Source organism: Pseudobacteroides cellulosolvens ATCC 35603 = DSM 2933, from assembly GCF_001262605.1.
Classification (GTDB): domain Bacteria; phylum Bacillota; class Clostridia; order Acetivibrionales; family DSM-2933; genus Pseudobacteroides; species Pseudobacteroides cellulosolvens.
Genome location: NZ_LGTC01000001.1, coordinates 1252236 through 1266722, shown reverse-complemented (window position 1 = coordinate 1266722; position 14487 = coordinate 1252236). Strand labels below are relative to the sequence as shown.

At 34.3% G+C, this 14487-nt stretch carries 15 protein-coding genes and 1 pseudogene; 14 read left to right on the top strand and 2 right to left on the bottom strand.

The window, feature by feature from the left end; genetic code table 11:
- Positions 1-40: 40 nt before the first annotated feature.
- The 12 genes and pseudogenes from Bccel_RS30875 to Bccel_RS05195 all read left to right on the top strand — a co-directional run bounded on the left by Bccel_RS30875 (position 41) and on the right by Bccel_RS05195 (position 8398).
- Complete coding sequence (locus tag Bccel_RS30875) at positions 41-1129, top strand: DUF5991 domain-containing protein (RefSeq protein WP_201781945.1); 1089 nt, start codon at positions 41-43, stop codon at positions 1127-1129.
- 147 nt (positions 1130-1276) lie between these two features.
- Positions 1277-1624, top strand: a complete 348-nt coding sequence (locus Bccel_RS05245; protein WP_050753149.1) for a hypothetical protein — start codon at positions 1277-1279, stop codon at positions 1622-1624.
- Positions 1625-1687: 63 nt separating this feature from the next.
- Entirely contained in the window at positions 1688-2131 is a 444-nt protein-coding gene (locus Bccel_RS05240; protein ID WP_242853105.1) for a hypothetical protein, read from the top strand.
- A 324-nt stretch (positions 2132-2455) separates the two neighbouring features.
- Positions 2456-3001: a GNAT family N-acetyltransferase gene (locus Bccel_RS05235; RefSeq protein ID WP_036940572.1), complete on the top strand. Its 546-nt coding sequence runs from the start codon at positions 2456-2458 to the stop codon at positions 2999-3001.
- Between the two features lie 109 nt (positions 3002-3110).
- Entirely contained in the window at positions 3111-3767 is a 657-nt protein-coding gene (locus tag Bccel_RS05230; protein ID WP_036940569.1) for a class I SAM-dependent methyltransferase, read from the top strand.
- 43 nt (positions 3768-3810) lie between these two features.
- Positions 3811-4086, top strand: coding sequence for a hypothetical protein (locus tag Bccel_RS05225; RefSeq protein ID WP_036940564.1), 276 nt, complete (start codon positions 3811-3813; stop codon positions 4084-4086).
- Positions 4087-4166: 80 nt separating this feature from the next.
- A complete protein-coding gene (locus Bccel_RS05220) occupies positions 4167-4781 on the top strand; it encodes a hypothetical protein (protein WP_036940562.1) in 615 nt (204 codons plus the stop codon).
- A 51-nt stretch (positions 4782-4832) separates the two neighbouring features.
- Positions 4833-5399 (top strand): DUF4256 domain-containing protein, encoded by a 567-nt coding sequence (locus Bccel_RS05215; protein WP_201781998.1) that lies wholly within the window; start codon positions 4833-4835, stop codon positions 5397-5399.
- A 144-nt stretch (positions 5400-5543) separates the two neighbouring features.
- The gene (locus tag Bccel_RS05210) at positions 5544-6152 is read left to right on the top strand and encodes a putative immunity protein (protein ID WP_036940557.1); all 609 of its coding nucleotides are present in this window, start codon (positions 5544-5546) and stop codon (positions 6150-6152) included.
- A gap of 54 nt (positions 6153-6206) precedes the next feature.
- A complete protein-coding gene (locus tag Bccel_RS05205; protein WP_036940554.1) occupies positions 6207-6764 on the top strand; it encodes a hypothetical protein in 558 nt (185 codons plus the stop codon).
- Between the two features lie 26 nt (positions 6765-6790).
- Positions 6791-7250, top strand: a pseudogene (locus tag Bccel_RS05200) (GrpB family protein).
- 305 nt (positions 7251-7555) lie between these two features.
- Positions 7556-8398: an MBL fold metallo-hydrolase gene (locus Bccel_RS05195; RefSeq protein ID WP_036940551.1), complete on the top strand. Its 843-nt coding sequence runs from the start codon at positions 7556-7558 to the stop codon at positions 8396-8398.
- A gap of 136 nt (positions 8399-8534) precedes the next feature.
- On the opposite strand, the gene Bccel_RS05190 is transcribed toward Bccel_RS05195, so the two are convergent.
- Entirely contained in the window at positions 8535-8771 is a 237-nt protein-coding gene (locus Bccel_RS05190) for a hypothetical protein (RefSeq protein WP_036940548.1), read from the bottom strand.
- Between the two features lie 37 nt (positions 8772-8808).
- The gene (locus Bccel_RS05185) at positions 8809-10035 is read right to left on the bottom strand and encodes an MFS transporter (RefSeq protein WP_036940545.1); all 1227 of its coding nucleotides are present in this window, start codon (positions 10033-10035) and stop codon (positions 8809-8811) included.
- Between the two features lie 240 nt (positions 10036-10275).
- Between Bccel_RS05185 and Bccel_RS05180 the strand changes: the two genes are divergently transcribed.
- Both Bccel_RS05180 and Bccel_RS05175 read left to right on the top strand, forming a co-directional pair.
- Positions 10276-12465 carry a glycoside hydrolase family 11 protein gene (locus Bccel_RS05180; RefSeq protein WP_050753147.1) on the top strand — a complete coding sequence of 730 codons (2190 nt, stop codon included), beginning with the start codon at positions 10276-10278 and terminating at the stop codon, positions 12463-12465.
- A 177-nt stretch (positions 12466-12642) separates the two neighbouring features.
- Entirely contained in the window at positions 12643-14454 is a 1812-nt protein-coding gene (locus tag Bccel_RS05175; RefSeq protein WP_036940542.1) for a WD40/YVTN/BNR-like repeat-containing protein, read from the top strand.
- Positions 14455-14487 lie beyond the last annotated feature (33 nt).

The following is a 14487-nucleotide window of genomic DNA, read 5'->3' as shown; positions in this document are numbered from 1 at the left end:
GAATATTACCGCAGATATTTTGAAAGTGAGATGTGATTTAATGAAAAAAATACTAATTATTATTTTAATGCTTGGATTGATAGTTGCTTCAGGGTGCGGAAAAACAAATGATTCTTCAAATTTATCTCAGCCACATGCTAGTTCAAGTAGTTTAGAGCCAGAACAAAGTGATTTAAATACTAATAAAGCAGATTCAAAGTATAACAATTCTGATAAAGAAAATGTAGATAATGCATTTTTCTTTAAAGACAGTGTTTCGGAGTTGAATTATAATGGAAGGTTTCTATTTGACGAACCAGTTGAAAAAGATGTAAAACTTCATATTAATGAGGTGACATCTGCAAAAAGCGGAAGAATATATGAATTGAAACTTGATTCAATAGATGGTGTTTCTACGGAGCGTTTAAGTTTAGGATACTTTTGTGTTCAGAAAGATAAAATATACAAAATAGAACCAACTAAAGAAAATCTAAATAAGTTAATAAGGAATAAAGAAATGCCAAATGATAGCGTTGTTGTTTGTCAGGATAAAGAAATAAAAGATACTTTAAGCAATGAAGAACATGGATGGCACCACTATCTGAAAGTGGATGGAAATAAACGGGAGTATTACTCTTATAATAATTTGGTTGGAACAGGATATTATGAATCGTTTATTTGGGAGAAAGATAAGGGATTGATAAATTATCGAAGTGGATATGGTGCTGAAAGAGATTCAATTGAGATACAATTAATTAATGTTACTCCTATTGCTGAAAAGTCTGATGATTCCTTATTGGAAACGTGGGTTGGTAATTATTCGTTTTCAGAGTTTGTTCCTCCAGACCAAAACATGTTTTATGGAATTTCCATATACAAAGAAGAGGGAAATTATTATGCTGATATAAGTATCGATGGATTTCAAACAATTGAAAGATTAAGGGCAAAAGTTGATGGTGATAAAAATTCAATAAAACTTAGGTTTGACAAGTATTTGCCAGACAACAGATTCCAACCTTATGAAGTTGGAGACATCCTATTGAGTTTTGAAAAAAGTGGGTCCGATTTGAATACTTTATGGGGAAAGATTGAACCGATTGATAAAAACGATAAAAAGTCTGGAAGTCCTTATTTTGAGTTAATACCATAGCGTAAATTGCCAAATGGTCAATAAGGATGTCAGGTTATTGCAGTATATGACCTTGAGGATGAGGTAAAAGGTATAGTAAGTAGTGGATGGTATTAGTGATAAAATTTGTCATTCAAAAGTAGTTTAAAGTGGTAAGGGAGTGAGAATATGAGTTGGGGAATTGTCTTAGTGAAGGTGCCAGATGAGGTTAGAACTCTATCGGAATTACCAAAGGATTATAGTCCTCCACCGCTTGGTACACTAAATGATATATTAGAAATGTTAAAGGAACTATTACCTGATGTGGATTTTTCAAATCCTTCTTGGGGCATTCTTGGTACGGAAAAAGGCTCTATTGAGTTTAGTATTGGGGATAAAGACCCTGTTGAATCAATTGTGCTTTATATAAGGGGAGAAGTGATAGATATTATTTGCAAATTATGTAAAGAAACATCCTGGCAAGCATTTGATAGCTTAACAGGTTATAGAATGTACTTCGGGAAAAATGGAGACTAATTTATCTTAAGTAAGAACGCAAGAGATGTTAGTCTTTAATATTATAAAATGAATGGTTGAGGTGTGTACATATTGAAGAGACTCATAATAGTATCAATAACATTGATTATGCTTTTAATTTCTTGGGGTATTTTATATTCAAAGGTAATGCAGAGTCCATTGCATCAGAGTATTTTTAAACAAGACATTTCAGATATTCAGGTTTATGGGAGTACTGGAACAAAAAAGATAGAAGATGGGGTATTAGTAGATAATATCATTAAATGGTTTAATCAGGCGAGTGATATAAGAATCAACAAGGATTTTGCAGGAACAACACCTGAGTCGGGCATAATAATTAATCTTAAATCCGGAAAAAGAATTTTAATTTTGAATTCAGGCAGTGATTTTGAGATTCAGAGAGATGATGTAAGACCTGAAAATGTCTCTTATTGGGCTAAACAACAAGATATTAAGGTTTATCTTGAAAGGCTGGTTGCAGTGCAGATAAATGAAATTCAAGGTTAATCCAGTGAGACATAGAAGGTTAAGTTACATGAGTTGTTTGTGGGCATCTGTAGCCGTAAAAGTTGTAAAGAGACGTATCTTTTATTGCTATGACCATTATGTGCCATTATTGTTATAAAGTGGGTTATGTAGGCATAGGGCTTTAAAGATATATACAAGTGTAAAACTACAAACTAAGGATTATTTGTATAATTATTACCTAAAAACCCCAAGGGAATATATTAATAATGAGTACAAATGGGATAATGTTATTAGGTGCTATATAAAAGATTATGGAATCATCTTGATAAGAAGGTAGTAAATCAAACTGAAAGGGAGTGTAATATGAAAAATTTAGGGACTGTGAGGATTGAAACAGAAAGGTTGATTTTAAGACGATTTAATATGAGCGATGCAGAAGATATGTATAATAATTGGGCAAATGATGATAGAGTAACTAAATTTCTTACATGGCCTGCACATTCAAATGTTGATATAAGTAGAGAAGTTTTAAGATCCTGGACAAATGATTATTCTAATGAAAAATTTTATCAGTGGTGTATTGAATTAAAAGAAATTAATCAAGCGATTGGAAGTATATCAGTTATTCATTTAAGCGAAGAAGTAAACTATGTTGAGATTGGTTATTGTATAGGGTATAACTTTTGGAATAAAGGGATAACTTCTGAAGCCTTGAAAGCAATAATAAAATTCTTTTTTAATGATGTACAAGTAAACCGTATTGAGGCTCGACATGATACAAAGAATCCAAAATCAGGTAAAGTAATGGAGAAGTGTGGACTGGTTTATGAAGGTACGAGAATACAGGCAGATAAAAACAACACTGGAATATGTGATATTGCCTTGTATGGTTTAATTAATCCATGCTAAAAACAATTTTTTTCATACATATTTTCTTAGTCTTATGAGCATAATAGGTGAGTTTTAAATTCGTATCATTTAAGAACTGTAAACTATTGAAAGCATAGGAGATATAGGCATGACAGAATTCTGGGAATCAAGTTTTGTAGAAAATCAAATGATGTGGGGGTATGAACCCTCAGATTCAGCAATCTTCACAAAGAACTTTTTCCTTCAAAAGAAAGTTAAGGATATATTGATACCAGGAATTGGATATGGTAGAAATGCGAAGATTTTCATTGACAACGGAATAAATGTAACAGGTATTGAAATTTCGAAAACAGCGATTGATCTGGCAAGGCAAAATGGGCTTAATATTAGTATTTTTCATGGTTCAGTAATTGATATGCCTTTTGATAATAAAATTTATGATGGTATATTTTGTTATGCACTTATTCACTTACTGAATAATAATGAGAGAGGTAAGTTTATTAAAGATTGCTATAATCAGTTAAAGCCAAACGGATATATGATTTTTACTACTATTTCAAAAGAAGCCCCAATGTTTGGAAAGGGTAAACAACTAGGTAAAGACTATTTCGAGATAATGGAAGGGGTAAGAATGTTTTTTTATGATTCTGATTCTATAAAACAAGAATTTGGAAAATATGGACTGGTAGAATTTTCGGAAATTGTTGAGCCGCATAAGAATGCGGAAAATAAACCTCCATTTAAATTTATAATGATAATATGTAAAAAAAATATTATAATTGCAAGTAATTGGCTAATTCTTTAAAAAATATTCATATGTTAGAATGTGTGAGAGAAGGGGGGAAAAAATGAAAAACAAGCAGATAGTAAGGTTTAACATGTATCAAATGGAATACAAAGGCAGCACGGCGGAATCGAATTTATCACCTATTCCATTTGAGGAGAAATATTATGAACAGTATAAAAATTTAATTACGAAATGTAACAAAAATGCGATTGCACTGTACAAATCACTTGGGTTTGAAGTTATGAAAGAAACAACCGTTGAAGGTGTCAGTACAAAAGATGCCGATGGTAATTGGAAGTTTGAATTTACTGAAACTGGAGGTTTGAATTTAAGGTGATTAACCTTAATGTTCACGATGACTATATGTATATAGATGAAGAATTATTAAAATTTTAATTACAATAATGGGAGGAGATTGTGAAAATAACCCAAAAAACTATTACAGTTCATGGAGGACATGAGATATTTCTTTTAACTCCACTTATGGTAAATTCGAATATAACATCGGGTCATGACAATAAGGGTTATGTCCTTATTTGGGGGAATGGGAGTGGATACAAATTTTTGGCTGAGTGCTTTTCAGTAGCATCAGAACTTAAGAAAAATGAAATTCTTTATCTTCCGGCAAAATTCAAGGGTAATGATGAATTTATCCAGGTATTTGGTAATTGTGATTACAATTTAAATATTGTATGTACAAATTACTGTGAAACACAAATTTCACTTAAAGATATTGAAAAAATCCTTAAAACAAAGGTTTGCTCGGAACAAATTATTGACCGTTCTCCAATAATAAACACAAAATATATTGAAAGATGGAAAACAGATAGAAGACTTACAGTTAAAATCTACAAAAGATATTTACATATTTCAACAAATAGAGATGGTTTTTCTTCACTGGCGTATGGAGCTGGTAATATGGCAGAGTATGGGGACGTTTATTACAATTTTTTTCCCCATGTGCATTATGATTGGGATGAAAACACTTATAAAAGTGTTGGGGTTAATCTTTATCATTGGCATAATAAATAGTGAGAGAGTTATGAGAAAAAACGAGGGGAAACTAACATGACAAATAGTAATATGATCAGCGATAAAAAGGAGTTGTCACCAGAACAAAGTGAAGAACTACTCAGAACATTGAAAGCTCGTTTTGAGAAAAATGTAAACTGCCATAAAGGTCTTGAATGGGCTAAAGTACAAGCAAAGCTCGAATCTAATGCTGAAAAACTGTGGTCGCTCAACGAAATGGAAAGGACTGGTGGTCAACCGGATGTTGTTGGACATGATAAAGAGACAGACGAATACATTTTTTATGATTGTTCAGCGGAAAGTCCTAAAGGCCGCAGAAGTGTTTGTTACGACTGTGAAGCATGGGAGTCAAGGAAAGAAAACAAACCAGAAAATAACGCTATTGATATGGCAGCCTCTATGGGCATTGAGATTTTAACAGAAGAACAATACCGGGAGCTGCAGAAACTTGGGAATTTTGATACAAAAACATCGAGCTGGGTGAAAACACCTGCTAATATTAGAAAGCTCGGTGGGGCTATCTTTTGTGATCGTCGTTATGACACTGTCTTTGTGTACCATAATGGAGCAGAATCCTACTATACTGCCAGAGGTTTTCGTGGCTTTCTAAGGGTATAATTTTGGTAGCAAGCTTCAGGTGAGTTGGGGGTAGCTCTGCTGTATTCAGAATAAGTTATACAGCAGAGGTAGTTTAAAATCCTATACAATAATGTTTAATAAGTCTAATCAATGCTTATTTATAGTTTGGGGGAGATTTATACTATGTTCTCAGATGTGGAGATCAAGTTAAAGAAAAGAAATAAAATATTGTTTTCACGTGACAGTCAATGCTTGCAAGAGTTGATAAAACTAATCCAGTTACAAAACCACCGAACTATTGTGATGTGGGCTTTAGATTGTGCAAAACTGCCTTTGGAACAATTCGAAGCAAAGTATTCTGATGAATCTAGGCCCAGAACCTGTTTAGAGCTTTGTGAAGCTTGGGCAAGGGGCAAGATAAAAATGCCCATAGCAAAACAGGCTATTTTAGATTCACATGCAGTAGCAAAGACAATTGATGACAGTGAATATGGTGATTTGTGCCATGCAATTGGTCATGCTGGAGCGACCGTTCATGTGGAAACACATGCATTAGGGCTACCTTTTTATGAATTAACGGCAATAGTCTTAAAATACGGAAAAGATAACTTTTCAAAACCGGTAAGTGAAAAAATAAATTACTACTATAACCGTTTGCTTTACTGGAAAGAGAATGTCGAAAAAATCGAAGTTGAATGGGCAGAATTTTTACTGGATGACACCAGACCTAACAAGGAAAGATTATTAAGCGAAAAATGGATGTTAAAGCAACAAAAGAAAGTTAACTCATAACTAAACATAATTATCCAAATCAAAAATTTATCTTAAAGGAATGGCTTAAAGAGCATGGAAAGTCTTAAACGTCCTATGATAGTTCTAATTTTGATGATTGTGCTTATTGCTGTATTGACGACTGTATTTAACGGTGGTATAAGCCAATTTCTAGGCACATTTGTACATAAGAATATTCCTAAAAGTATAACTGTGAAGATGGGGTTTATGACGAAAAATTACCAAAATGATAATCCTATTGGGAATGTAAGAATTGTAATGATTAAAGATGATGGAGAAGTAATTGGGGTTGCCGTATCAAATGAAAAGGGTATTGTGCATAAAGAGATAACAGTTCCTTTAGATAAAAGGTATTTAAACCTTGAATTTGAAAGTACTGAAGACATAAGAGGAACTATTACTTTAATTGCTTATAAAGAGGGATATCGTGAAACAATTTTATACAATGCTGGTGTCAGTATAGGTAGTTCTTTTCAGCCAATATATATGAAAACCATAGTGCCGGGATGGAGGAATGAGCCTGAAGAGCAGATAGGGAATAATCATCACATTGAAACATGTATACTTGCTGAAAAGTATTCTAAATATGCAGGTAAAGAGGTCGAGTATTAATATAAGATTAATTTAGGAGAACTATTATGGGAAAAGCATTAAATGAAATGTCATTAGAAGAACTATGGCAACTATTTCCTATTGTCTTAAAAGAACATAATCCAGCTTATAAACAATGGCATATAGATGAGAAAGACCAAATAGAAAACGCTGTAGGAAAAAATGTTGTTAAGAGGATAAACCATATAGGAAGCAGCTCTGTTAAGGGATTAATGTCCAAACCAATTATTGATATTTTAATGGAAGTAAGTGCCGAAAAAGTTTTTTATTAACATATTCGTTTTTTGGGAGATTGGGATGAATTATATTTTAGAGACTTTTCTTTTAGATCATAGGAAATCAGCGGATGAATATGGAATACTGAAGAAAGCATTAAAAGAACAATATGAGCATAATAGGGATGGTTATACTGAAGCAAAAACAGAATTCATTTTAAAGTATACAAATATGGCAAGAAAACATTATGGTAAAAGATATGAAACATGAGATGCCAGTAAATTTGTATTATTTTGTTGCTAAACTTTAAATTAATAGATTCAAAGGATTAAGTTTTGTAAATTTTTGTTGCATTACATCAAAAAAATATAAATTCACAGTATTTTTATGTATGCAAAATAATAACATCTTCAAAATTATGTCATGTTGCATCTAGGCAATATAATCGCTTGATAAAAAGGTATTTAAGCAATAGCATGTTATTATAAGTATTTAAAAAAAGCTGTAAACAATTGTTAAACGGATTGCAAAGTAGTAAAATGTTCTCAATAAAACAAAAAAGGAAGGTTACCTATATGAGAAAAAGAAGAATAATAGTTTTGACTCTAATACTAAGTTTGGCCATATGTCTATCTTTACAGGGCTGTGGAGAAAATAAGGAAGCTGCTGTAAAGGATACACCAACAAAACCTGCTGCTACAGAAAACAATACCAGTAATGCGGCAGGAACAGTTGAGAAGGAGAAGAATTCCGTTTATAAGAACGATACTGGAAAAGTGCTTATAAAAAGTGCTACGACCGACAAGGAAGGAAGCAATACATCCTATCTTATAGTATCAAAAAAGGGTACTGCGGCTGTTCTTGACCCTTATATGCTTACACCAGAAGTGACAGAAATCAAGCCTTCTATCATTACAATAACCCATGATCACCCAGATCATATAGACTATAACTATATCCAAAATGATTGCAAACAGTCCATGATGAAGGAGGAAAGCCTTACTGTAGATGATATTAAGGTTACAGGTATAGCTGCTTCCCATTATTCAGGTGACATCAATAAGGAGTATCCTACTAATGCCATATATGTATATGAAGTAGATGGATTACGCATAGCTCATATGGGCGACTTGGGTCAGGATAAGCTTACTGACGAACAGTTACAAAAATTAGGGCAGATAGATATTGCCTTTATGATATTTACAAATGCACCCGAATATGGTACATCCACAGAAAAGTGTATTACTGTTCTTAAACAATTTAAACCAAGTATAGTGATACCTACACACAATTCTCCGGAAGTTATAGACGCAGCATGTAAAGAGCTTGGTATTACAGAAAGACAGGAAATGGAATCTCTTGCCATAAGCAAAGATGATATTGAGGCTGGAAAAACCAAGTTCATAAGATTGAAATGATTAGATACTTAATTTTTTACAACAGGGAAAAATTTTAAAAAACCTTGTTTAAATACTAATATATAAGGTATATATATTAAATGATTGGTAAAAAAGTTACCAGGAAGGGAATGAGTCCAATGAACTACAGGGTTTTTTAGTTTTTTTTAGATTTATATAAAAAGAATATCCATAACAAAAACAACCCTATTGCAAAAATCAAACCTAAAAATGCCCGTATTATTTCTTTAGAGAATAAAGATACGATACTTCCTAAAAGAAGTAAAATAATGGCAGGCAGAAGCAAACAAGTTCCTATTAATAATTTAACCCATTTAGGAACTTTTTTATTGTCAAAAATAATTTCGATTATACCACCAAGTAATTCTAACATTTGATTTCCCTTTACGGTAAATTATTTTTCTATATGTTCATTTTAACTTTACTTTAACAGCCACATAAAGGTTGATTAATGACAGGAATGATGCAAAGAAAAATATATACTGTGGGCCCCATGAACCCCAAATGATTCCTCCCACAAATGCACTGGCTATTGATACTACATGGTCCATACTTAAACCAAGTGACAATGTGGGTGTTATGTCTGATTTATCTACTGCTATTGTGCGTAAATAAACTGTTCTTACAAGGCCTAATTGTGTTGACATTCTGTCTATTATAAACAGGATGTATGCAAGAAATACCGGCAGTCCAACCTTGGATAAAGTTCCGCCTGAATAGCCCATACTGAGAAGCCCATAAAGAAAATAAACACCTATAAATGAAAAGGCATCAGCATATAAGAGTTTCTTTATGCCAAACTTATCCAGCCACCTGCCCACGGCCGGGATGAAAAATACACCTATAAACGCTCCGATTATATTCAATAACGCAATAGTATCGGCCTTTTTGTTAAGCAGGTCAATAAGTACCCAGGGTCCGTATACAATCATGATTTGTTTTTGCACACCAAACATAATAACCAGTATATAATAATACTTATACTCTCTTCTGAAAACAAAGTTCAACTTTTTCTTATTATTTTGCCTGTCATTTTGGTTGATGTGATGATATTTATTGAGAACAATAAGAAACATTAATACTATTATCAAAAGACCTGCTGAAATCAAAAAAACAGATTTTATGGGTTTGGTAAAACTGAAGTATCCAGTTTTGAATCCGATAAGTACCAATATTGCAGCAAGCATCTGAAAAGCAGTTGTAATACCTTTGAATTGCCCCATGAGTCTTCCGGTGTTTTTGGGGTCAGTCAGAGATATGCCGATACTGTCCTGAAGCGGCATAAATAAATGCATACCCAGTGAATTTATAAATATAAATATCAGCATAACAGAAAAAGATGGTGTTAATATGCCAAGAACAGCTATTCCGAAAATACTTAATATTTGAGCAAGAATTGCTATTTTTATGTCTCTTAGAAAACCTAATCCTGCTATCAAGAATATACATAAAACTCCTGGAATTTCTCTTGGAAATTCTATAAGTCCCCGTTGATAAGCTGAAGCGTTATATGCATCTTTAAAGTAGTTTGATATGATATCATTGCTAAACCCAAGTGCTAGAGCCGTTAATGCTATTATAGCAAAATATATTTTAAGTTCTTTCCTTGTATCTGATAATAAGCTTTTCTTCTTCATATGTTTTTAGTCCTCTGTTATTAGCATTCGAAAATAAGGATAAGGGAGTAACGCATGGATACATTCTACACAGATTCAGCATAATAATCAATAGTTCTACACCACAATTTCTCACTACAACAATTAAGGGTAAAAACATTTCGCGGTTTTTTACATATTTGGACATAATTTTTTTATAAATTGTATATTATATATATATTTTACATAATTATAATTTTAAGAAAGAAGGTAGAGTGTACAATGAAAACGAAAATGAAGGTAATTTTTTCAATTGTGATGTGTTTTACTATCTTGTTCACCATGTGTCCAATAAATGGACAGGCAGCAACAACAGTCACTACAAATCAAACTGGAACCCATGATGGTTATTACTATTCGTTTTGGAACCAAGGCGGTGGTTCAGTTGCCATGACTTTGGGAAGTGGCGGCAATTACAGTGTTACTTGGAGCAATTGTACTAATTTTACTTGCGGTAAGGGATGGAAAACTGGGTCACCGAATAGAAATGTAAGTTTTTCGGGTAGTTTTAATGGTGGAAACAATGGATATTTAGCACTCTATGGATGGACCAAAAACCCACTTATCGAATATTATGTAATCGAAAACTATGGTGCATGGACCCCTCCGGGAGGAACATCATTAGGAACATTTAACTCTGACGGCGGTACATATAATTTATACAAGATGCAACGTGTCAATCAACCTTCCATCGAGGGAACAGCTACTTTTACACAGTATTTTAGCGTTCGTACAACAAAGAGATCCAGCGGAACAATCACTTTTAGCAACCATATTAATGCATGGAAAAGTAAAGGCATGAATATGGGTTCTACTTGGGATTATCAAATAATGGAATCCGAAGGATATCAAAGTAGCGGAAGTGCAAATATAACAGTGTCAGAAGGTAGCGGAACACCAAACAACAATAACAATAATAATAACAACAATAATAATAATAACAATAATAACAATAATAACAACAATAATAACACTGCAACAAAAAGTGCTTTCTCTACAATAGAAGCAGAAAGTTATAACGCTACAAATTCCTCAACTATCCAAGTAAATGGAGGTTCAATAGGGTATATTGAGAGCGGAAATACTGTAACATACCGCAATGTAGATTTTGGAAGCGGTGCAACTTCATTTAGTGCAGCTGTTGCTTCACAGCAAAATTCAAATATCCAGATTAGAGTAGGAAGTGCAAACGGAACCCTTTTAGGAACATTGTCAAATGTCTCAACAGGAGGCTGGGACACCTATCAGAATAAATCCTGTAACATTAATAGAGTTACTGGAGTGCAGGATCTTGTATTGGTATTCTCAGGACCTGTAAATGTTAATTCTTTTGTATTCTCAGGTGGTAATACAAACAATAACAACAACAATAACAATAACAACAATAACAATAACAACAATAACAACAATAATAATAACAATACGGCAGCAAAGAGTGCTTTCTCTACAATAGAAGCAGAAAGTTATAACGCTACAAATTCCTCAACTATCCAAGTAAATGGAGGTTCAATAGGATATATTAATAGCGGAAATACTGTAACATATCGCAATATTGATTTTGGAAGTGGTGCAACTTCATTTAGTGCAGCTGTTGCTTCACAGCAAAATTCAAATATCCAGATTAGAGTAGGAAGTGCAAACGGAACTCTTTTAGGAACATTGTCAAATGTCTCAACAGGAGGCTGGGACACTTATCAAAATAAATCCTGTAACATCAATAGAGTTACAGGAGTACAGGATCTAGTATTGGTATTCTCAGGACCAGTAAATGTTAATTCATTTGTATTCTCAGGTAGTAATACCGGTAGTAATACAAACAACAATACCAATAATAACAACAATAATAATTCAAACCAAAACGGTGCCAACGGCAATGTTTATCTTTGCTTTGATGACGGACCAAATAATAGTAACTCTCAAACACTGATAAATAACCTCAAGAGTGCAGGCTGTGATAAAGCCACAATGTTTGTATGGGGCAACAAGATCAGTAGCAACTCAACAGGTTGGGATGCTTATAAAAATTCAGGTTTCAGCCTCCAGAACCATAGCTGGTCACACCAGCATATGACCAGCTGGAGCTACCAGCAGGTTTACAATGACCTCAAGCAATGCAGCGATGCTATTCAGAATGCTGGAAAGCCCAAACCAACAAAGATACGTCTTCCATACCTGGAGAGCAATTCTACAATCCAACAAGCATGTTCAGCACTTGGCCTATCCATCGTTAGTCCTACGGTTGATACTAAGGACTGGAATGGTGCAAACACACAGTCAATAATTTCGGCTTGCAACAGCTTACAGGCTGGTGGTAACCCACTGATGCATGATCAGTATCAAGCCACAAATCAAGCTGTTTCAACCATTGTTCAGAACCTCAAAAGCCGAGGGCTCGGTTTCGCTCAATATTAAAAACAGGAAGAATGATTTTAGGAGCCGCCTGCTTTATTTAGCAAGCGGCTTTTAAAATGTCTTAGTTAAAAGTCCTATATTTAGCAAAAAGCATTGCATCAAATGATAACTATAGCTATTATAGAAGTGTAGATTTTATAACCCATATAGTTTATCACTATGTATAAGGAGGAAAATATGAAAAAGGTTTCCAAACCTGTGATGATTGTATCCTTTCTAGTACTCGTAACTTTTTTTGTGATCATTCTTTTGCTTTTTATTCCTAAAGAAACTCCATCTACACAATGGGTACAAACTAATGGACCATGGGGCGGTTATATACATTGCTTTGCAATTGAGGGGAAGGATATTTTTGCAGGGACAGAAGGCAGAGGTATTTTTCATTCCACAGACAATGGTGCAAGTTGGAAGGAAATAAATTCGGGCCTTACAAACAAAAATGTTTATTCTCTGGCTATCAAGGGCACTAGTATATTTGCCGGAACCAACAGCGGTATTTTTACTTCAGATGATAAAGGAATGAGTTGGAAGATGGTTAATTCATCGTTAGCAGAATCCATTGTCCTCTCTCTTGCTGTAAGTGGTGAGAATATATTCGCCGGAACCAGCAGCGGTGTCTTTCTTTCCACCGACAATGGCACAAACTGGAGTGCAGTCAATTCAGGATTGACAAGCAGCAGTGTCAATTCTGTTGCAATAAGCGGCACTAACATATTTGCCGGAACAGAGGATGGAGGCGTTTTCCTTTCCGAAAATAACGGCAAAAGCTGGAATCAAGTTAATAGCGGTTTGACAAATCCACAAATAACTTCTCTTGTTTCAAGTGGTTCAACAATTTTTGCAGGAACTTACAACGGTGGTGTTTTTCTTTCAAATAACAACGGGAAAAGCTGGAATGCAGCTAATTCAGGTTTGACAAACCAATATGTATATTCTCTTGCTGTCAGCGATACAAATATATTGGCCGGAACAGGAGATGGCATTTTTATTTCCAACAACAAAGGTGTAAGCTGGAATAGAATTGATTCAGGATTTACAAATACATTTGTTTATTCGCTGGCGGTAAATGGCACAAATATCTTTGCCGGAACAAATGGCGGGGGTGTTTTCCTATCAAACGATAACGGCACAAGTTGGATGTCGGTTAATTTAGGTCTTATAAATACTCATATTGGATCTTTTGCCAAAAGCGGTAAGTATATGTTTGCCGGAACCAGCGGTGCTGGTGCATTTATTTCCGATAACAACGGCGAAAGCTGGAAAGAGATAAATTCGGGTTTAAACAATCCTTATGTTTTTTCCCTTGCAGTTAGCGGAACCAATATTTTCGCAGGGACTAACGGAGGGGGAGTTTTTCTTTCCACCAATAACGGTACAAGCTGGACGGAAGTTAATTCAGGTTTAACAAACAAATTCATCAATTCACTTGCGGTTATTGATAACAATATCTTTGCCGGTACTTTAGGAGGAGGAGTTTTTCACTCTACTGATAATGGCACAAGCTGGAACCCGGTTAACTCAGGTATGACAAACTATAATATAGGGCCTCTTGCTGTCATCGGTAATAACATATTTGCAGGAACATTTGGCAATGGCGTTTTACTTTCCACCAATAACGGTGCAAGCTGGACTGAGGTAAATACAGGATTGATAAACACTCAGATATTCTCCCTTGCTGTAAGTGGCACAAATCTCTTTGCAGCAACTCCAGGGGACGGCGTTTTTATTTCCACCGATTATGGTACAAGTTGGCGTCAGGTTAATAAAGGTCTGACAAACAAAAATGTCAATACTATTACAGTGAGAGATAAGACTATCTTTGCGGGAACTTACGGCGGCGGAGTTTTTATTTCAACCGACAACGGCGAAAACTGGAGAGCAGATGATTCAGTATTGAATAATATTGATGTATATTCGTCTTACATGGATGGTACAAATATTTTTGCAGGAACCCATGGTATGGGTGTTTGGAAACGATCATTCAACTAATTTAACATGAAAAAGAAAAGAAGAAGCAGAATA

What these genes read in the sequence shown, in the direction of transcription:
- Bccel_RS30875 (WP_201781945.1), top strand. Translation starts at nt 41, where the DNA reads ATGAAAAAAATACTAATTATTATTTTAATGCTTGGATTGATAGTTGCT.
- Bccel_RS05245 (WP_050753149.1), top strand. Translation starts at nt 1,277, where the DNA reads ATGAGTTGGGGAATTGTCTTAGTGAAGGTGCCAGATGAGGTTAGAACT.
- Bccel_RS05235 (WP_036940572.1), top strand. Translation starts at nt 2,456, where the DNA reads ATGAAAAATTTAGGGACTGTGAGGATTGAAACAGAAAGGTTGATTTTA.
- Bccel_RS05230 (WP_036940569.1), top strand. Translation starts at nt 3,111, where the DNA reads ATGACAGAATTCTGGGAATCAAGTTTTGTAGAAAATCAAATGATGTGG.
- Bccel_RS05225 (WP_036940564.1), top strand. Translation starts at nt 3,811, where the DNA reads ATGAAAAACAAGCAGATAGTAAGGTTTAACATGTATCAAATGGAATAC.
- Bccel_RS05215 (WP_201781998.1), top strand. Translation starts at nt 4,833, where the DNA reads ATGATCAGCGATAAAAAGGAGTTGTCACCAGAACAAAGTGAAGAACTA.
- Bccel_RS05210 (WP_036940557.1), top strand. Translation starts at nt 5,544, where the DNA reads ATGTTCTCAGATGTGGAGATCAAGTTAAAGAAAAGAAATAAAATATTG.
- Bccel_RS05205 (WP_036940554.1), top strand. Translation starts at nt 6,207, where the DNA reads ATGGAAAGTCTTAAACGTCCTATGATAGTTCTAATTTTGATGATTGTG.
- Bccel_RS05195 (WP_036940551.1), top strand. Translation starts at nt 7,556, where the DNA reads ATGAGAAAAAGAAGAATAATAGTTTTGACTCTAATACTAAGTTTGGCC.
- Bccel_RS05190 (WP_036940548.1), bottom strand. Translation starts at nt 8,771, where the DNA reads ATGTTAGAATTACTTGGTGGTATAATCGAAATTATTTTTGACAATAAA.
- Bccel_RS05185 (WP_036940545.1), bottom strand. Translation starts at nt 10,035, where the DNA reads ATGAAGAAGAAAAGCTTATTATCAGATACAAGGAAAGAACTTAAAATA.
- Bccel_RS05180 (WP_050753147.1), top strand. Translation starts at nt 10,276, where the DNA reads ATGAAAACGAAAATGAAGGTAATTTTTTCAATTGTGATGTGTTTTACT.
- Bccel_RS05175 (WP_036940542.1), top strand. Translation starts at nt 12,643, where the DNA reads ATGAAAAAGGTTTCCAAACCTGTGATGATTGTATCCTTTCTAGTACTC.